Source organism: Streptomyces sp. ITFR-16 (genome assembly GCF_031844705.1).
Taxonomy (GTDB): domain Bacteria; phylum Actinomycetota; class Actinomycetes; order Streptomycetales; family Streptomycetaceae; genus Streptomyces.
In genome coordinates, this window is the sequence record NZ_CP134609.1 from 2,068,857 (window position 1) to 2,089,197 (window position 20,341).

Genomic DNA, 20,341 nt, shown 5'->3' on the forward strand with positions numbered 1-20,341 from the left:
GCCGAGGTTACCGGTGTCTGCGCCGGTGAACACGTGCGCGTACCGGTTCACCCGACCGTGTCGCCGTACGGAGGCCGTGAACTGACGCGCCCTCACGGCATCCGGGACCGGCGCGGGCCGGTGCGCGGGCACCGAATCGGCGCGGAGTACCGGCAGTTGCCCCCGCGCCGGCCCGAAGGGGCCCGGCGCGAAAGGGCGGTGCGGGACGCGCTACGACGGAAGGACCGCCGACGCGCCGCCGGTGCCGGGCTCCAGGGCGTCCAGCGCCCGGCGCAGTCCGGTCAGCTTGCGCTCCAGATGGGCGGCCGTGGCCACGGCCGCGGCGTCCGCCGACTCGTCGTCGAGCTGTTTGGAGAGCGCCTCCGCCTGCTCCTCGACGGCCGCGAGCCGTGCGGAGAGCTCCGCCAGCAGACCGGCGGGCTCCTTCTCCTGCTGGGCGCCCGTGTGTCCGCTGCCCTCCAGCTGAAGGCGCAGCAGCGCGGCCTGCTCCCTCAGCTGGCAGTTCTTCATGTACAGCTCGACGAAGACCGAGACCTTGGCGCGCAGCACCCAGGGGTCGAACGGCTTCGAGATGTAGTCCACCGCGCCGGCCGCGTAACCCCGGAAGGTGTGATGCGGACCGTGATTGATCGCGGTGAGAAAAATGATCGGGATGTCCCGGGTCCGTTCCCGCCGCTTGATGTGCGCGGCGGTTTCGAAACCGTCCATGCCCGGCATCTGGACGTCCAGCAGAATGACCGCGAAGTCGTCCGTGAGCAGCGCTTTGAGCGCCTCCTCCCCTGACGATGCCCGTACCAGTGTCTGATCGAGCGCAGAGAGGATGGCCTCCAGCGCCAGCAGATTCTCCGGCCGGTCATCGACCAGGAGGATCTTGGCCTTCTGCACCATGGCCCGTCCTCCTCGCCCCGGAATTGCACCGGGCGCCGCCCCAGGGGACGACTCCCTTACGCCGTCCGTCCTTGTGCCGGTCATGGTAGCCGCACCCCGCCCGTCACCACACCCTGTCACCGCGATGTCACTGTGCACGTACCGGAAACGCGGTGGGAGACCAGAAGGTTCCCCGGAAACCGCGTTCCCACACCCCTTCGGACACAGTCCATCAACAAATCACATGGATTCGCTCAATCGACGATCACTCTCCGCGCATCCACTGCTCCATAACGGAAAGCAGGTGATCAGGGTCGACGGGCTTGGTGACATAGTCGGAGGCGCCGGACTCGATCGCCTTCTCCCGGTCGCCCTTCATAGCCTTCGCGGTCAGCGCGACGATCGGCAGCCCGGCGAACTGCGGCATCCTGCGGATCGCCGAGGTCGTCGCGTAACCGTCCATCTCCGGCATCATGATGTCCATCAGTACGACCGTCACATCGTCGTGCTGCTCCAGGACTTCGATGCCCTCACGCCCGTTCTCCGCGTAGAGGACGGCCAGTCCGTGCTGCTCCAGGACGCTGGTGAGCGCGAAGACGTTACGGATGTCGTCGTCGACGATCAGCACCTTCTCGCCGTTGAAGCGGAATGTCCTGCGGACCTCCGGCTCCTCCTGGCCGCCCAGCGCCCACGGCTCCTGCGCGGCAGCCGGCCGGGGCGGCAGCGCGGGCTGCTGCCGCCCGCTTCCCAGGGCCTTGCGGCGCCGCCGCAGAAGCCCTGCCGTACCGCCCGCGTCCTGTCCGCCCGGCTGCCGTCCCCCGGACTGCCCGTAGTCCTGGAAGCCCGGAGCGGAACCCTGCCCGGCCTCCGGAAGACGGCCGCTCTCGACCGCGGCCCCGTGCATCTCGATGGGCCCGGGAGCGATCTGCGGGTAGCCCTGGGGCGGGAGTTCGCTCGGGTGCAGCGGCAGGTACAGCGTGAACGTGGAGCCCCGGCCTGGCTCGCTCGCCGCGTGGATCTCGCCGCCGAGCAGCCGGGCGATCTCCCGGCTGATGGACAGGCCGAGCCCCGTACCGCCGTACTTGCGGCTGGTCGTCCCGTCCGCCTGCTTGAACGCCTCGAAGATCACCCGCATCTTGCTGGAGGCGATCCCGATCCCGGTGTCGGTCACCGAGAACGCGATCAGATCGGCGTCCGCGTCCCGCAGCGAACCGGCTTCGAGCAGCTGCTCACGGATGGCGTCGGGAACCTCCGGACCCGCGTGCCTGATCACCAGCTCGACGGCCCCGCTGTCGGTGAACTTCACCGCGTTGGAGAGCAGGTTGCGCAGCACCTGGAGCAGCCGCTGCTCGTCGGTGTGCAGCGTGGCCGGCAGTTCCGGCGACACCCGTACGGAGAAATCCAGCCCCTTTTCCGCAGTGAGCGGGCGGAAGGTCGCCTCGACGTAGTCGACCAGCTGCACCAGGGCGATCCGGGTCGGGCTGACATCCATCTTGCCCGCCTCGACCTTCGACAGATCGAGGATGTCGTTGATCAGCTGGAGCAGGTCGGAACCGGCGCCATGGATCGTCTCGGCGAATTCCACCTGCTTCGGCGAGAGATTGCCCTCGGCGTTGTCCGCGAGCAATTTGGCCAGAATGAGCAGCGAGTTGAGTGGCGTCCGCAGCTCGTGCGACATGTTGGCCAGGAACTCGGACTTGTAGCGCATCGAGACGGCGAGCTGTTCGGCGCGCTCCTCCAAGACCTGCCGCGCCTCCTCGATCTCGGTGTTCTTGACCTCGATGTCGCGGTTCTGCTGGGCCAGCAGCTCGGCCTTCTCCTCCAGTTCGGCGTTGGACGCCTGGAGGGCCTTCTGCCGGTTCTCCAACTCCTGCGACCGGTCACGCAATTGCTCGGTCAGCTCCTGCGACTGCTCCAGCAGCTTCTCGGTCGTGGTGTTGACGCTGATGGTGTTGACGCTCGTCGCGATCATTTCCGCGAGCTGGTTGAGGAAGTCCCGCTGGATGTGCGTGAACGGCTGGAACGAGGCCAGTTCGATCACGCCGAGGACCTTCCCCTCGAAGAGCACCGGCAGCACGATCACATGCGCCGGCGGTGCCTCGCCGAGCCCGGAGGAGATCTTCAGATAGCCCGGCGGCACGTTGTCCACCTGGATCGTCCGCTTCTCCTCGGCGGCCGTGCCGATGAGCGTCTCACCGGGCCGGAAGGACGTCGGCATGGAGCCGGCGGAGTAGCCGTAGCTGCCCCGCATACGGAGCTCGTACGCCCCGTCCTTGTCGCCCTCGGCGCCCAGCGCGTCCGTCTCGCCGGTCGCCGTGGCCAGGAAGAACGCGCCGTGCTGCGCGGAGACGACCGGGGTCAGCTCGCTCATGATCAGCGAGGCCACGTCGTCCAGGTCGCGCCGCCCCTGCATCAGACCGGAGATCCGGGCGAGGTTGCCCTTGAGCCAGTCCTGCTCCTTGTTGGTGGCGGTGGTGTCACGCAGGTTGGCGATCATCGTGTTGATGTTGTCCTGGAGCGCCTGGATCTCCCCGGCGGCGTCCACGTCGATCTTGAGGTTGAGGTCGCCGCGGGTCACCGCCGTGGCGACGGCCGCGATGGCCCGCACCTGGCGGGTCAGGTTCCCGGCCATCTCGTTCACCGACTCGGTGAGGTCGCGCCAGGTGCCGTCCACGTCCCGCACCCGCGCCTGGCCGCCCAGCTGGCCCTCCGTACCCACCTCGCGGGCCACCCGGGTCACCTGCTCGGCGAACGAGGAGAGCTGGTCGACCATCGTGTTGATGGTGTTCTTCAGCTCCTGGATCTCTCCGCGCGCATCGATGTCGATCTTCTTGGTGAGATCGCCCTTGGCGATGGCGGTGGTGACCGTCGCGATCTGGCGCACCTGCCCGGTCAGGTTGGACGCCATCGAGTTCACCGACTCGGTGAGGTCCTTCCACGTACCGGAGACGCCCGGGACGCGCGCCTGGCCGCCCAGCTCGCCCTCCGTACCCACCTCGCGCGCCACCCGCGTCACCTCGTCGGCGAACGAGGACAGCGTCGTCACCATCGTGTTGACGGTGTCGGCCAGCTCGGCGACCTCGCCGCGCGCCTCGACGGTGACCTTCTTCGTCAGATCGCCGTTGGCGACGGCGGAGGAGACGCGGGAGATGTTGCGCACCTGACTGGTCAGGTTGTTGGCCATCAGGTTGACGTTGTCGCTGAGGTCCTTCCAGATGCCCGTCGCACCCCGCACCCGCGCCTGACCGCCGAGGATGCCCTCCGTACCCACCTCGCGGGCCACCCTGGTGACCTCGTCCGCGAAGTTGAGCAGCTGGTCGACCATCGTGTTGACCGTCGTCACCAGTTCGAGGATCTCGCCCTTGGCGTCAACGGTGATCTTCTTGGAGAGGTCGCCGTTGGCGACCGCGGTGGTGACCTCGGCGATGTTGCGGACCTGGAGGGTCAGGTTGTTGGCCATGCCGTTGACGGACTGCGTGAGGTCCTTCCAGGTACCCGACACGCCCTGCACCTCGGCCTGACCGCCGAGAATGCCCTCCGTACCCACCTCACGGGCGACCCTGGTCACCTGCTCCGCGAAGTTCGACAGCTGGTCGACCATCGTGTTGAGGGTGTTCTTCAGCTCCAGGATCTCGCCGCGCGCGTCCACGTCGATCTTCTGCGACAGGTCACCGCGCGCCACCGCCGTGGCGACCTGCGCGATGTTACGGACCTGAGCGGTGAGGTTGCCGGCCATGCCGTTCACCGAGTCGGTCAGATCGCGCCACACACCGGCGACACCGGGCACCTGCGCCTGACCGCCGAGGCGCCCGTCCGTGCCCACCTCGCGGGCCACCCGCGTCACCTGCTCGGCGAAGGCGGAGAGCTGGTCGACCATCGTATTGATGGTGTTCTTCAGCTCCAGGATCTCGCCGCGCGCATCGACGTCGATCTTCTGCGACAGATCGCCCCGGGCCACCGCCGTGGTCACCTGCGCGATCTGGCGCACCTGGGAGGTCAGGTTCCCCGCCATGAAGTTGACGGAGTCCGTGAGCTCCTTCCACGTACCCGAGACGCCGTCGACGCGCGCCTGACCGCCGAGGCGGCCCTCCGTGCCCACGTCCCTGGCCATCCGGGTCACCTGGTCGGCGAAGGACGACAGCTGCGCCACCATCGTGTTGACGGTGTTCTTCAGCTCCAGCATCTCGCCGGCCACGTCCACCGTGACCTTCTGCGACAGGTCGCCGTTGGCGACCGCCGTCGTCACCTGCGCGATGTCGCGCACCTGACCCGTCAGGTTCCGGAACGCCGTGTTCACGGAGTCCGTCAGGTCCTTCCAGGTGCCCGCCGCGCCCGGTACCTCGGCCTGGCCGCCGAGCCGGCCCTCGACGCCGACCTCCCGGGCCACCCGGGTCACTTCCGAACCGAAGGACTGGAGCTGGTCCACCATCGTGTTGACGGTGTTCTTCAGCTCCAGCATCTCGCCGGCCACGTCCACCGTGACCTTCTGCGTCATGTCACCGCTGGCCACCGCCGTGGTGACCTGCGCGATGTCGCGCACCTGCGTCGTCAGGTTGCGGAAGACCGTGTTCACCGAGTCGGTGAGGTCCTTCCACGTGCCCGCGGCACCCGGCACCTGCGCCTGGCCGCCGAGCACACCCTCGCCACCGACCTCGCTGGCCACCCGGGTGACCTCGTCCGCGAAGGTGCGCAGGGTCTCGGTCATCTGGTTGATCGTCTCGGCGAGCTGGGCGACCTCGCCGCGCGCGCTCACCCGGACCTTCTGCGACAGGTCCCCGTTGGCGACCGCCGTCGTCACCTCGGCGATGCCGCGCACCTGGGAGGTGAGGTTCCCGGCCATCGTGTTGACGGAGTCCGTGAGGTCCTTCCACACCCCGGCCACGCCCGGCACGGTCGCCTGACCGCCGAGCTCGCCCTCCGTACCCACCTCACGGGCGACCCGGGTCACCTCGGAGGAGAACGAGGACAGCTGGTCGACCATCGTGTTGACGGTGTTCTTCAGCTGGGCCATCTCACCGGCCACATGGACGGTGACCTTCCGCGACAGATCGCCCTTGGCCACCGCCGTCGTCACCAGCGCGATGTCGCGCACCTGGGCGGTCAGCCGGAACGCCATGGTGTTGACGGAGTCCGTGAGGTCCTTCCAGGACCCGGACATCCCGCGCACCTGGGCCTGGCCGCCCAGCTTGCCCTCGGTGCCCACCTCGACCGCGACCCGCGTCACCTGCTCGGTGAACGCCGACAGCTGGTCGACGAGGTTGTTGACCGTACGGGCGACCTTCAGGAACTCGCCGCGCAGCGGCCGTACCGTCTCGTCGGAGTTGTGCGAGCGCAGCTCCATGCGCTGCTCGAGATCGCCGTCGGCCACCGCCGACAGCACCCGCCCGACCTCCGAGACCGGGCGTGCGAGATCGTCGACCAGCTCGTTGGAGGCGTCGATCGCGGCGGCCCAGGAGCCCTCGCAGGCGCCCGTCTCCAGGCGCTCGGTGAGCTTGCCCTCTCGGCCGACCACCCGGCGCACCCGCGCCAGCTCACCCGTGAGGTGCACATTGCGGTCGGCGACCTCGTTGAAGACCGCGGCGAGCTCCGCCATCACGCCGTCGCCCGAGACCGTCACCCGCCGGCGGAAGTTCCCGTCGCGCATGGCGACGAGGCCGGCCAGCAGTCTGTTGAGCGCCGCGGCGTCGACCTCTACGGTTCCATTGCGCTGCTTCTTCACGGACTGTCCGCCTTTTGTGCGCGTGCCTGATCCCCGCGCCGCCACGTCAGACTCCACCGTGTCCCTCCCGCAGGGGTTGACCGTTTAGCTCGGGCCTTGTCCGAGAGCTTGCCCAGATCTTCCATGGCTCACCGCCACAGCCCACCGTCGACGGGTGACCATGCGGACGTCAAATCGTTGAAACGTACCAGGTCGGAACCGGTCGGGGTGGCGCCTCCCATCGTTGTCCCTCATCCCTCCCAGGGGAAGCCCACACTTGTCCGGTCACGGACCTGTTCCTGCCCGTCCCTGCCCGAAGTCGGCCCTCGTGTATCCGGTACACGGAGGGAGCGTCTAGCCTGGCTAGCGAATCGAAGCGGCGAGAAACGGGCACAGGACTCGGGGAAGCGACGAGACACCAATATGGGGAGTGCTGTGATCACGGCGCGCGCGGCTGCCACCTTCGACCCGGTGGGGCGCTCCGTCGCGACGGCCCGGGCCTTCGTCCGAGACACCCTCCAGGGGTGGGGATACACCGATGTCGTCGACGACGCCGTCGTCCTCACCAGCGAGCTCGTCACCAACGCGGTGGTCCACGCGGGCACCGCGGCCGACGTGCTCTGCCTGCGTACGGAGGACGGCGTCCGGGTCGAGGTCTCCGACCACTATCCGGAACGGGAGATCCCGCTCCAGTCCACCGGACTCGACTTCGGCAGCCCCGACCGCGAGAGCGGCCGCGGACTGCTGCTGTGCGCCGCCCTGGCCTCCCGGTGGGGCGTCGAGTACTCCCCCACGCACAAACACGTCTGGTTCCAGCTCGATCTTCCCGACCGCCCGGTGGGCATCCGCTCCGCGGGCCCGCTGCTCCCCGTCGGACTGCTCCCGGTCACGGACGAACGCGTCCGGGTCGCCGTCGTCCAGATCGACAGCACCGGCGCCATCGCCGCCTGGAACGACGACGCCGCCTACCTCTTCGGGCACACGGCGGAGCAGGTGACCGGAAAGCAGCTCACCGACTTCACCGCCTGGCCGCAGACCCCCGGCACCAACACCGGCATCGCCGACGCCCTGCGCCTCTCCCGCTGGGAGGGCAGCTACGGCATCCGGGGCGCCGACGGCCGTACGATCCCGGTCTACGGCTCCCACCTGCGCGTACGCGACACCCAGGGCGAGCCCTCCACGGTCTGCCTGCTGGTGCGCGACTACGAGCGCGCGGTGCTCCAGTCACCGGTACGCACGCCGGTCACCGACGCGGCCGCCGAGAGCCGCAAGACGGACCCTTTCGAGGTCTTCATCGGCTCCCCCGCCCCCGAGGACCTCGACGGCCTGCTCCAGCGCACGGTGGAGCGGGCCCGCGACATGCTCGACGCGGACGCGGCGTTCCTCCTGCTCGCGACGGACGACGAGACGGAACTCGAGGTACGGGCCACGACCGGCCTCCCCTCGGCCCGCCAGCGCTTCGCCCGCGTCCCCGTGGAGGCCGGCACCGGCCGCTACGGCTCCGCGCGCATGCCCGCCGTCCACGAGGACCTCGACGCCGTCCCCGGCGCCGTCCCGCTGCTCGCCAACACCGGCATGCGCTCGGTGGTCACGGTCCCGCTGAAGGTCGAGGGGCGCCTCACGGGCTCCCTGGGCGTCGCGGCCGAGTCCGCGGGCCGCTACTCCAACGAGGAGGCCCTGCGCCTCCAGTTCGCCGCCGACCGCATCGCGCTGGCCGTCGAGTCGGCCCGCCTGGGCGAGCTGGAACGGCTGCGCCGGGGCTCGCTGTCCTTCCTCGTCGAGGCCTCCGACCTGCTGGCCGGCACGCTGGACCGGGACCAGACCCTGGCGCTGATGGCCCAGATGACAGTGCCCACCCTGTCCACCTGGTGCGCCGTCTACACGATCGCCGACCAGTCCTCGGACCCGTACCTCTCGTACGTGCTTCACGAGGACGAGGAGCGCATCGACGGCCTCAAGGCCCTGCTCTCCAAGATCGCCCCGCCGGACCCGGTGCCGACCCCCGGCGCCCGTATCTGGTCCGCGCCGTCCGAGGCCGCCCACGAGGCGGCCCTGCGCACCTCGATGCGCAACATCGGCCTCGGCGACCCCGGCGGCCTCGGCGCCGGCATCCGTACGACGCTGGCCACCGCGGCGGCGGTGGGCGGGGAGACCGTGGTCCTCCCGCTCGTCGCCCGCAACCGCGTGATCGGCATGCTGACGCTGGGCAAGCCGTCCGACGACCACTTCCGCCAGGAGATCCTGGAACTGGCCGAGGACCTGTCCCGCCGGGCCGCCCTGGCCCTGGACAACGCCCGCCTCTACTCGGAGCGCATGGCGATCAGCCAGTCCCTCCAGCGCAGCCTGCTGCCCCCGGGGCTGCCCGACGTCCCCAATGTCGAGATCGAGGTCATCTACCGGGCGGCCGGCGAAGGCAACGAGGTCGGCGGAGACTTCTACGACGTCTTCCCGATCCGCGACGGCGCCTACGGCTTCGCCATCGGCGACGTCTGCGGTACGGGTCCCGAGGCCGCGGCCGTCACCGGCCTGGCCCGCCACGCGCTGCGCCTGCTGGCCCGCGAGGGCTTCGGCGGCCCGGCCGTCCTGGAGCGGCTCAACGCCGCCATCCTCGACGAGGGCTCCCGCAGCCGCTTCCTGACGCTCCTCTACGGCGAGCTGTGGCCCCAGGAGGACGGCAGCGCCCTGCTGAAGGTCGTCTGCGCCGGCCACCCGCTGCCGCTGCGTCTGCGCCAGGACGGCTCGGTCGAGGCCGCCGCCGAACCGCAGCCCCTGCTGGGCGTCATCGAGGACCTGGAGCTGTACGAGCAGACGGTGACCCTGGACCCGGGCGACGTGCTCCTGTGCGTGACGGACGGTGTCACCGAACGCCGGGAGGGCACGCGCATGCTCGGGGACGACGGTCTGGCGGACGTGCTGGCCAACTGCACGGGCCTGACGGCCGGAGCGGTGGCCGCGCGCATTCTGCGGGCGGTCGAACGCTTCGCCGCCGAGCCGGCCTCGGACGACATGGCCATCCTCGCGATGCGCGTCCCGGAGCCGCAGCCCACCGCGTAGGGCGTCGGCCCCCAGGTCCGGAAACGCGAAAGGCCCCCACCGCCTGGTGGGGGCCTTTCGTCTGTACGAGCCCCAATGCGGAATCGAACCGCAGACCTTCTCCTTACCATGGAGACGCTCTACCGACTGAGCTATTGGGGCCTTGCTGCCCTGCGGCAACGAGCTAAAGCATACCCTGCTCCAGGGGGTGCGCAAAACCATCTGGCAGACCGTCACCGACCCACCCACCAGCGGCGTTCCGCCGAGACGGGGCGGCCGCAGGCCAGCCCACCGTGAGCGGTCCCGGAACGCGGAAAAGCCCCGTGCCACAAGGGCACGGGGCTTTCCACAATAATTGTTCGGCGGCGTCCTACTCTCCCACAGGGTCCCCCCTGCAGTACCATCGGCGCTGAAAGGCTTAGCTTCCGGGTTCGGAATGTAACCGGGCGTTTCCCTAACGCAATGACCACCGAAACACTATGAAATTCAAAACAACCGGTACCATCACAGCCGTTCGTTATTTCAGAACTAACACAGTGGATGCGAGCAACTGAGGACAAGCCCTCGGCCTATTAGTACCAGTCAGCTCCACCCGTTACCGGGCTTCCACATCTGGCCTATCAACCCAGTCGTCTACTGGGAGCCTTAACCCCTCAAGGAGGTGGGAATACTCATCTCGAAGCAGGCTTCCCGCTTAGATGCTTTCAGCGGTTATCCTTTCCGAACGTAGCCAACCAGCCATGCCCTTGGCAGGACAACTGGCACACCAGAGGTTCGTCCGTCCCGGTCCTCTCGTACTAGGGACAGCCCTTCTCAATATTCCTACGCGCACAGCGGATAGGGACCGAACTGTCTCACGACGTTCTAAACCCAGCTCGCGTACCGCTTTAATGGGCGAACAGCCCAACCCTTGGGACCGACTCCAGCCCCAGGATGCGACGAGCCGACATCGAGGTGCCAAACCATCCCGTCGATATGGACTCTTGGGGAAGATCAGCCTGTTATCCCCGGGGTACCTTTTATCCGTTGAGCGACAGCGCTTCCACAAGCCACTGCCGGATCACTAGTCCCGACTTTCGTCCCTGCTCGACCCGTCGGTCTCACAGTCAAGCTCCCTTGTGCACTTACACTCAACACCTGATTGCCAACCAGGCTGAGGGAACCTTTGGGCGCCTCCGTTACTCTTTAGGAGGCAACCGCCCCAGTTAAACTACCCATCAGACACTGTCCCTGATCCGGATCACGGACCCAGGTTAGACATCCAGCACGACCAGAGTGGTATTTCAACGACGACTCCACAACCACTGGCGTGGCCGCTTCAAAGTCTCCCACCTATCCTACACAAGCCGAACCGAACACCAATATCAAACTATAGTAAAGGTCCCGGGGTCTTTCCGTCCTGCTGCGCGAAACGAGCATCTTTACTCGTAGTGCAATTTCACCGGGCCTATGGTTGAGACAGTCGAGAAGTCGTTACGCCATTCGTGCAGGTCGGAACTTACCCGACAAGGAATTTCGCTACCTTAGGATGGTTATAGTTACCACCGCCGTTTACTGGCGCTTAAGTTCTCAGCTTCGCCAACCCGAAAGTCAGCTAACCGGTCCCCTTAACGTTCCAGCACCGGGCAGGCGTCAGTCCGTATACATCGCCTTACGGCTTCGCACGGACCTGTGTTTTTAGTAAACAGTCGCTTCTCGCTGGTCTCTGCGGCCACCCCCAGCTCAGACAGTAAATGTCATCACCAGTGATGGCCCCCTTCTCCCGAAGTTACGGGGGCATTTTGCCGAGTTCCTTAACCATAGTTCACCCGAACGCCTCGGTATTCTCTACCTGACCACCTGAGTCGGTTTAGGGTACGGGCCGCCATGAAACTCGCTAGAGGCTTTTCTCGACAGCATAGGATCATCCACTTCACCACAATCGGCTCGGCATCAGGTCTCAGCCCTAATGTGTGACGGATTTACCTACCACACGGCCTACACCCTTACCCCGGGACTACCACCGCCCGGGCTGGACTACCTTCCTGCGTCACCCCATCGCTTACCTAATACAAGTCTGGTTCGTCGGCTCCACCACTACCCTCAACTCCGAAGAGATCAGGCCGGCTTCACGGACTTAGCATCGCCTGATTCAGTACTGGGCGTTTCAAAGCGGGTACCGGAATATCAACCGGTTGTCCATCGACTACGCCTGTCGGCCTCGCCTTAGGTCCCGACTTACCCTGGGCAGATCAGCTTGACCCAGGAACCCTTAGTCAATCGGCGCACACGTTTCTCACGTGTGTATCGCTACTCATGCCTGCATTCTCACTCGTGAACCGTCCACAACTCGCTTCCGCGGCTGCTTCACCCGGCACACGACGCTCCCCTACCCATCCATACAGGCGTTAGCCCTATACGTATGAATGACACGACTTCGGCGGTACGCTTGAGCCCCGCTACATTGTCGGCGCGGAATCACTTGACCAGTGAGCTATTACGCACTCTTTCAAGGGTGGCTGCTTCTAAGCCAACCTCCTGGTTGTCTCTGCGACTCCACATCCTTTCCCACTTAGCGTACGCTTAGGGGCCTTAGTCGATGCTCTGGGCTGTTTCCCTCTCGACCATGGAGCTTATCCCCCACAGTCTCACTGCCGTGCTCTCACTTACCGGCATTCGGAGTTTGGCTAAGGTCAGTAACCCGGTAGGGCCCATCGCCTATCCAGTGCTCTACCTCCGGCAAGAAACACACGACGCTGCACCTAAATGCATTTCGGGGAGAACCAGCTATCACGGAGTTTGATTGGCCTTTCACCCCTAACCACAGGTCATCCCCCAGGTTTTCAACCCTGGTGGGTTCGGTCCTCCACGAAGTCTTACCTCCGCTTCAACCTGCCCATGGCTAGATCACTCCGCTTCGGGTCTTGAGCGCGCTACTAAACCGCCCTATTCGGACTCGCTTTCGCTACGGCTTCCCCACACGGGTTAACCTCGCAACACACCGCAAACTCGCAGGCTCATTCTTCAAAAGGCACGCAGTCACGACGCACCGAGCAAGCTCGATGCGCGACGCTCCCACGGCTTGTAGGCACACGGTTTCAGGTACTATTTCACTCCGCTCCCGCGGTACTTTTCACCATTCCCTCACGGTACTATCCGCTATCGGTCACCAGGGAATATTTAGGCTTAACGGGTGGTCCCGCCAGATTCACACGGGATTTCTCGGGCCCCGTGCTACTTGGGTGTCTCTTAAACGAGCCGTCAATGTTTCAGCTACGGGGGTCTTACCCTCTACGCCGGACCTTTCGCATGTCCTTCGCCTACATCAACGGTTTCTGACTCGTCTCACAGCCGGCAGACCATGAAAAAGAGATCCCACAACCCCGCATGCGCAACCCCTGCCGGGTATCACACGCATACGGTTTGGCCTGATCCAGTTTCGCTCGCCACTACTCCCGGAATCACGGTTGTTTTCTCTTCCTGAGGGTACTGAGATGTTTCACTTCCCCTCGTTCCCTCCACACTGCCTATGTGTTCAGCAGCGGGTGACAGCCCATGACGACTGCCGGGTTTCCCCATTCGGACACCCCCGGATCAAAGCTCGGTTGACAGCTCCCCGGGGCCTATCGTGGCCTCCCACGTCCTTCATCGGTTCCTGGTGCCAAGGCATCCACCGTGCGCCCTTAAAAACTTGGCCACAGATGCTCGCGTCCACTGTGCAGTTCTCAAACAACGACCAGCCACCCATCACCCCGCCCTTCCGGACGAGTTCACTGGGGCCGGCGTTTGAAGGCAACCTTGCGGCCATACCTTCAGACACCCAACAGCGCGCCCAGCACCCGGAATTCAACCGGTTCGTTTTCCACGCTCCGAGGAGCAGTACTTACGACCCGGTAGAACCACCAGGTACTGAATAGTCAACGTTCCACCCATGAGCAACCAGCACCGAACATTCGCCGGTGTACTGGCCTCTGACCGGGCAAGCCCGGTAAGAAGTGCTCCTTAGAAAGGAGGTGATCCAGCCGCACCTTCCGGTACGGCTACCTTGTTACGACTTCGTCCCAATCGCCAGTCCCACCTTCGACAGCTCCCTCCCACAAGGGGTTGGGCCACCGGCTTCGGGTGTTACCGACTTTCGTGACGTGACGGGCGGTGTGTACAAGGCCCGGGAACGTATTCACCGCAGCAATGCTGATCTGCGATTACTAGCAACTCCGACTTCATGGGGTCGAGTTGCAGACCCCAATCCGAACTGAGACCGGCTTTTTGAGATTCGCTCCGCCTCGCGGCATCGCAGCTCATTGTACCGGCCATTGTAGCACGTGTGCAGCCCAAGACATAAGGGGCATGATGACTTGACGTCGTCCCCACCTTCCTCCGAGTTGACCCCGGCAGTCTCCTGTGAGTCCCCATCACCCCGAAGGGCATGCTGGCAACACAGAACAAGGGTTGCGCTCGTTGCGGGACTTAACCCAACATCTCACGACACGAGCTGACGACAGCCATGCACCACCTGTCACCCGACCACAAGGGGGGCCGTATCTCTACGGCTTTCCGGGCGATGTCAAGCCTTGGTAAGGTTCTTCGCGTTGCGTCGAATTAAGCCACATGCTCCGCTGCTTGTGCGGGCCCCCGTCAATTCCTTTGAGTTTTAGCCTTGCGGCCGTACTCCCCAGGCGGGGAACTTAATGCGTTAGCTGCGGCACCGACGACGTGGAATGTCGCCAACACCTAGTTCCCAACGTTTACGGCGTGGACTACCAGGGTATCTAATCCTGTTCGCTCCCCACGCTTTCGCTCCTCAGCGTCAGTAATGGCCCAGAGATCCGCCTTCGCCACCGGTGTTCCTCCTGATATCTGCGCATTTCACCGCTACACCAGGAATTCCGATCTCCCCTACCACACTCTAGCCTGCCCGTATCGACTGCAGACCCGGGGTTAAGCCCCGGGCTTTCACAACTGACGCAACAAGCCGCCTACGAGCTCTTTACGCCCAATAATTCCGGACAACGCTTGCGCCCTACGTATTACCGCGGCTGCTGGCACGTAGTTAGCCGGCGCTTCTTCTGCAGGTACCGTCACTTTCGCTTCTTCCCTGCTGAAAGAGGTTTACAACCCGAAGGCCGTCATCCCTCACGCGGCGTCGCTGCATCAGGCTTTCGCCCATTGTGCAATATTCCCCACTGCTGCCTCCCGTAGGAGTCTGGGCCGTGTCTCAGTCCCAGTGTGGCCGGTCGCCCTCTCAGGCCGGCTACCCGTCGTCGCCTTGGTAGGCCGTTACCCCACCAACTAGCTGATAGGCCGCGGGCTCATCCTTCACCGCCGGAGCTTTCAACCTTCCCCCATGAGAGAGAAAGTATTATCCGGTATTAGACCCCGTTTCCAGGGCTTGTCCCAGAGTGAAGGGCAGATTGCCCACGTGTTACTCACCCGTTCGCCACTAATCCACCCCGAAGGGCTTCATCGTTCGACTTGCATGTGTTAAGCACGCCGCCAGCGTTCGTCCTGAGCCAGGATCAAACTCTCCGTGAATGTTTTCCCGTAATCGGGTCGACACCACGAGAGCGGAACAATCAGGCCGGAATAAGACCGATCGTCCACTGTGTCCTCGCTGTGTTCATCGCCTACCAAACCCCGAAGGGTCTGTGCAGGACTTTCAAAGGAACCTCCAACCTGCCGAAGCAGGCCGGGGTATCAACATATCTGGCGTTGACTTTTGGCACGCTGTTGAGTTCTCAAGGAACGGACGCTTCCTTCGTACTCACCCCTGCGGGCTTTCCTCCGGGCGCTTCCCTTCGGTCTTGCGTTTCCGACTCTATCAGACTCTTTCGTGTCCGATTCCCGGTCGAAGCGGGTCTCGCATTTTCCGCTTTCCAGTTCTTCGCTTTCGCGTTTCCCTTTCCGGCGGCTCCGACTTTATCAGAAGTTCTGAGTCGGAAATTCCCCGCCCCCTGCGGGAAGCGTGGGCGCACGAGTGCGCGCGGTGTTTCCCGGTGAGGCGGAGCCGTAAACGTACTGGAGCGGGGCGCCCCGATGCAAATCGAGGGCCCCGCTCCGGAGTTCGCGCCTGTCGGGGTCAGACCTCGACCACGACGGGAAGGATCATCGGGCGCCGGCGGTAGGTGTCGGAGACCCACTTGCCCACCGTGCGACGGACCAGCTGCTGGAGCTGGTGCGGCTCCATCACGCCGTCCTGGGCCGACTTGTTGAGCGCCTCTTCGACCTTCGGGACGACCGCGCTGAACGCGGCGTCGTCGATGCCGGATCCCCGGGCCTGGAAGTGGGGGCCGCCCACGATCTTGCCGGAGGAGCTGTCGACCACGATGAAGACCGAGATGATGCCCTCGTCGCCGAGAATGCGGCGGTCCTTCAGGGAGGTCTCGGTGACATCGCCGACCGAGAGGCCGTCGACGTAGACATAGCCCGCCTGGACCTTGCCGACGATCTTGGCCTTGCCGTCGATCAGGTCGACGACCACGCCGTCCTCGGCGATGACGATGTGGTCCTTCGGAACGCCGGTGAGGGCGCCCAGCTCGGCGTTGGCCCGGAGGTGGCGCCATTCGCCGTGGACCGGCATCAGGTTCTTCGGCTTGCAGATGTTGTAGAAGTACAGCAGCTCGCCGGCCGAGGCATGGCCCGAGACATGGACCTTGGCGTTGCCCTTGTGGACGACGTTGGCGCCCCAGCGGGTCAGACCGTTGATCACGCGGTAGACCGCGTTCTCGTTCCCCGGGATCAGCGACGACGCCAGGATGACCGTGTCGCCCTGGACGATGCGGATCTGGTGGTCGCGGTTGGCCATCCGGGACAGGGCCGCCATCGGCTCGCCCTGCGAGCCCGTGCAGACGAGCACGACCTCGTCGTCGGGCAGGTCGTCGAGGGTCTTGACGTCGACGACGAGACCTGCGGGAACCTTCAGATAGCCCAGATCGCGGGCGATGCCCATGTTCCGGACCATCGAGCGCCCGACGAAGGCGACCCTGCGGCCGTACTCGTGGGCCGTGTCCAGGATCTGCTGGATGCGGTGCACATGGCTGGCGAAGCTCGCCACGATGATGCGCTTCTGCGCGTTGGCGAAGACCGTGCGCAGGACGTTCTGGATGTCCCGCTCGGGCGGTACGAAGCCGGGGACCTCGGCGTTCGTCGAGTCGGAGAGCAGCAGGTCGATGCCCTCCTCGCTCAGCCGGGCGAACGCGTGCAGGTCGGTGAGGCGGCCGTCCAGCGGAAGCTGGTCCATCTTGAAGTCACCGGTGGCGACGGCCATGCCCGCGGGGGTGCGGATGGCGACCGCGAGCGCGTCCGGGATGGAGTGGTTGACGGCGATGAACTCGCAGTCGAAGACTCCGATGCGCTCCCGCTGCCCCTCCGTGACCTCGAGGGTGTACGGACGGATGCGGTGCTCCTGGAGCTTGGCCTCAATGAGCGCGAGGGTCAGCTTGGAGCCGATCAGCGGGATGTCGGGCTTCAGGCGCAGCAGATACGGGACGCCACCGATGTGGTCCTCGTGTCCGTGCGTGAGGACGATGCCCTCGATGTCGTCGAGGCGGTCCCGGATGGTGGTGAAGTCCGGCAGGATCAGGTCGATCCCGGGCTGCTCCTCCTCGGGGAAGAGGACACCGCAGTCGACGATGAGCAGGCGGCCGCCGTACTCGAAGACCGTCATGTTGCGGCCGATTTCGCCGAGGCCGCCGAGCGGGGTGACCCGCAGGCCGCCCTTCGGGAGCTTCGGCGGGGTGCCGAGTTCAGGATGCGGATGACTCAAAAGACTCTCCTTACCACGCGCGCCACGTACCGCTTGGGCACGTGGCGCGCATGTCATTCGTGCACTTGCTGTTGTCTTTGGTGGTGCTCACTTGCGATTTCTTCGCGTATTCAGTTGTGAAGTCCGTGGTTACAGCTGTACCCCGCCGGCGGCGAGATCGATCTTGAGCTGCGCCGTCTCCTGCGCGGTGAGTTCCACCATCGGGAGGCGGAGCGGGCCGGCGGGCAGACCCTGGAGGGTCAGCGCGGCCTTGGTGGTGATCACGCCCTGGGTGCGGAACATGCCGGTGAAGACCGGCAGCAGCTTCTGGTGGATCTCCGTGGCCTTCTGCACGTCTCCGCCGAGGTGGGCCTCGATGAGGGCCCGCAGGTCCGGGGTGACGACATGGCCGACGACCGAGACGAACCCGACCGCGCCGACGGACAGGAGCGGGAGGTTCAGCATGTCGTCGCCGGAGTACCAGGCGAGGCCGGACTGGGCGATGGCCCAGCTGGCGCGGCCGAGGTCGCCCTTGGCGTCCTTGTTGGCGACGATGCGCGGGTGCTCCGCCAGCCGTACGAGTGTCTCTGTGTCGATCGGCACACCGCTGCGGCCCGGAATGTCGTAGAGCATCACCGGCAGACCGGTGGCGTCCGCGATGGCGGTGAAGTGCCGCAGCAGGCCCTCCTGCGGCGGCTTGTTGTAGTACGGCGTCACGGCGAGCAGGCCGTGTGCGCCGGTGCGCTCGGCGGTGCGGGCGAGCTCGATGCTGTGGCGGGTGTCGTTGGTCCCGATGCCGGCGACGATGTGCGCCCGGTCCCCCACCGCTTCGAGTACAGCCCGTACGAGCTGGTCTTTCTCCGCGTCGCTGGTGGTCGGGGACTCGCCGGTGGTGCCGTTGATGATCAGGCCGTCGTTGCCTGCGTCCACCAGGTGGGTGGCGAGCCGCTGGGCGCCCTCGAGGTCGAGTGCGCCGTCCGCCGTGAACGGCGTGACCATAGCGGTGAGGACCCGCCCGAAGGGGGTCTGCGGAGTGGAGATCGGAGCCATGGGTAACACGCTACTCGTTGCTCGGCGCACGGTGCCCCCTCGGGGGGACAAGCAAGAGGAGCCCGGCACTGCCTGCTCGGGGGTTCAAGCAGTGCCGGGTCCGTTTGATCAGCCTAGATGAACTTCACGAAACGCCGCAATACGGACACCGCCTATGGAGCGACGCGTCCATTTTTGTTGAAGGCTGCATGGGTGAGCGGCATGAGCCGGGCCCAGTGCGCCTCCATCTGCTCACCCACCATTTCGATCTCCCGCTGCGGGAAGGAGGGGACCTTCGCCAGCTCGTGCTGCGTCCGCAGGCCGAGGAAGTGCATCAGCGAGCGGGCGTTGCACGTGGCGTACATCGAGGAGAACAGGCCGACCGGAAGCACCGCACGGGCCACCTCGCGGGCCACGCCGGCGGCCAGCATCTCCTGGTACGCGTCGTACGCCTGGCGGTAGGAGTCCTCCATGACGCGGCCCGTGAGCTCCTGCTGCGCCTCGGTGCCCTCGACGAACTCGTACTTGCCGGGGCGGCCCTGCTGGACGAGCTTGCGGGACTCCCCCGGGACGTAGAAGACCGGCTCCAGCTCCCTGTAGCGGCCCGATTCCTCGTTGTACGACCAGCCGACGCGGTGCCGCATGAACTCGCGGAAGACGAAGATCGGGGCGCTGATGAAGAAGGTCATCGAGTTGTGCTCGAACGGACTTCCGTGCCGGTCCCGCATGAGGAAGTTGATGAGCCCCTTGGAGCGCTCAGGATCCTTGGTGACCTCTTCGAGGGACTGCTCACCGGCCGTGGAGACACGGGCGGCGAACAGGACGTCGGAGTCGCCTGCGGCGTGTTTCACCAGGTCAACGGTGACATCGCTGCGGAAGCTGGGCTTTGCGGGCTCGGGGGTGTCGGTCACCGGCGGGGGTCCTTCCAATGGCGTCGCTCGGGCGGCGACCACTTTACGGGCCGCGAAGCAGTGCCGGACGCACCGGTTCTCCGTAGGATTTCTTCGGTCAATCCGGTGTTTCCGGGCACCGATCGGGCTTCTCGTACGTCTGACTCATTGGCACCACCCGAAACGCAGTGCTAAGGAGAGTCAGCTCATGTTCCGCCGGCGTGAATCCGTCCCGTTCTCGTTCGTGGCCGAGGCCGACCGATTCCGCAGTAACGTCACACCGCCGCCCCGCCGCCGCAGCACCCTTCCCGAGCTGGCCGGGCGCGGCCTGGTCGGTCTCGCCGTCGTCGCGGGGCTCGCCGGTTCGCTGCTGCTGGGGCTGCCGGCCCTGGCACCGGACCAGGCCCCGTCGCACGGCCAGCAGACCGAGGCCGCGCACGGGCGTTGACTCGTACGGGCCCCCTCGGGTGGTCCGGCCGGTCATCTCCTCGGTAGCCTCACCGGGCACAGCAATCGAGCGTGCTTGTGAGTGAGGACCAGTCGTGCCCCTGCCCTTTCTGACGGCCGACCGCGCATTTGACGCGAGCGCGGAGGATGCCGCGCTGCCGTTCGACGACCATGACAGCTGGCGGCGGCCCTACCGCCCCGGGCCCTGGCGGGTCGCTGCCGCGGCCGGCCTCCTGCTGCTCGCCTCGTTCATCCTGTTCGCCGGGATGATCATCGCGTTCGCCGGAGCGCTGCCCGGCGCGGGCGCCTGCCTCGCGCTCGGCCTCGCGATCATCCTCTGCGCGCTGCGCATGCTGCGGATCGGCGCATGGGTGAGCCGGCACGGCGTGCGCCGGGTCGGCTTCTTCCGGACCACGACCGTGCCGTGGAACCGCGCCGCGGCCGTGCGGACGGTGCAGCAGCCGGTGAAGTGGCTCGGCTTCCCCCGTACGGTGCAGGGCCAGGCCCTGATCGTCGTCCGCAAGGGCGGGGACGCGGTGCCGCCGCTGCTCACCGACTCCAACGCGGACTTCCTCGCGCGTGGCGAGGCGTTCGACCGGGCCGCCGACACGATCGAGGCCTGGGGCGACGAGTACCGCCAGGGCTAAGACCTGACGG

Annotated in this window: 8 protein-coding genes, 1 tRNA gene and 3 rRNA genes; 3 read left to right on the plus strand and 9 right to left on the minus strand. The window is 65.8% G+C overall.

Annotation, left to right across the window (positions count from 1 at the left end):
- Positions 1-210 precede the first annotated feature (210 nt).
- Together RLT58_RS09120 and RLT58_RS09125 are read right to left on the minus strand one after the other, a co-directional pair.
- The gene (locus tag RLT58_RS09120) at positions 211-888 is read right to left on the minus strand and encodes a response regulator (protein WP_311309905.1); all 678 of its coding nucleotides are present in this window, start codon (positions 886-888) and stop codon (positions 211-213) included.
- A gap of 244 nt (positions 889-1,132) precedes the next feature.
- Positions 1,133-6,586, minus strand: a complete 5,454-nt coding sequence (locus tag RLT58_RS09125; RefSeq protein WP_311309906.1) for a HAMP domain-containing protein — start codon at positions 6,584-6,586, stop codon at positions 1,133-1,135.
- Positions 6,587-6,988: 402 nt separating this feature from the next.
- On the opposite strand from RLT58_RS09125, the gene RLT58_RS09130 reads away from it, so the two are divergent.
- The gene (locus RLT58_RS09130; RefSeq protein WP_311309907.1) at positions 6,989-9,619 is read left to right on the plus strand and encodes a SpoIIE family protein phosphatase; all 2,631 of its coding nucleotides are present in this window, start codon (positions 6,989-6,991) and stop codon (positions 9,617-9,619) included.
- A 68-nt stretch (positions 9,620-9,687) separates the two neighbouring features.
- Here the strand turns inward: RLT58_RS09130 and RLT58_RS09135 are convergent.
- The 7 genes from RLT58_RS09135 to thyX form a co-directional block, all read right to left on the minus strand.
- A tRNA-Thr gene (locus tag RLT58_RS09135) sits at positions 9,688-9,760 on the minus strand.
- Positions 9,761-9,955: 195 nt separating this feature from the next.
- Positions 9,956-10,072 (minus strand): 5S ribosomal RNA (rrf, locus tag RLT58_RS09140).
- 78 nt (positions 10,073-10,150) lie between these two features.
- A 23S ribosomal RNA gene (locus tag RLT58_RS09145) occupies positions 10,151-13,274 on the minus strand.
- A gap of 309 nt (positions 13,275-13,583) precedes the next feature.
- Positions 13,584-15,109, minus strand: a 16S ribosomal RNA gene (locus RLT58_RS09150).
- Together the 16S, 23S and 5S rRNA genes with 1 tRNA gene alongside form the textbook arrangement of a ribosomal RNA operon.
- A gap of 544 nt (positions 15,110-15,653) precedes the next feature.
- On the minus strand, positions 15,654-17,339 hold the full coding sequence (locus RLT58_RS09155) for a ribonuclease J (RefSeq protein ID WP_311309908.1): 1,686 nt from the start codon (positions 17,337-17,339) through the stop codon (positions 15,654-15,656).
- 129 nt (positions 17,340-17,468) lie between these two features.
- The gene (gene dapA / locus RLT58_RS09160) at positions 17,469-18,368 is read right to left on the minus strand and encodes a 4-hydroxy-tetrahydrodipicolinate synthase (protein ID WP_311309909.1); all 900 of its coding nucleotides are present in this window, start codon (positions 18,366-18,368) and stop codon (positions 17,469-17,471) included.
- A 152-nt stretch (positions 18,369-18,520) separates the two neighbouring features.
- Positions 18,521-19,258, minus strand: a complete 738-nt coding sequence (gene thyX, locus RLT58_RS09165; protein WP_311309910.1) for an FAD-dependent thymidylate synthase — start codon at positions 19,256-19,258, stop codon at positions 18,521-18,523.
- Positions 19,259-19,445: 187 nt separating this feature from the next.
- Here thyX and RLT58_RS09170 point away from each other — a divergent pair, with 187 nt between their 5' ends.
- Positions 19,446-19,685, plus strand: coding sequence for a hypothetical protein (locus RLT58_RS09170; protein ID WP_311309911.1), 240 nt, complete (start codon positions 19,446-19,448; stop codon positions 19,683-19,685).
- 94 nt (positions 19,686-19,779) lie between these two features.
- The gene (locus RLT58_RS09175; protein WP_311309912.1) at positions 19,780-20,331 is read left to right on the plus strand and encodes an SCO5741 family PH domain-containing membrane protein; all 552 of its coding nucleotides are present in this window, start codon (positions 19,780-19,782) and stop codon (positions 20,329-20,331) included.
- The last annotated feature ends 10 nt before the right edge of the window (positions 20,332-20,341 follow it).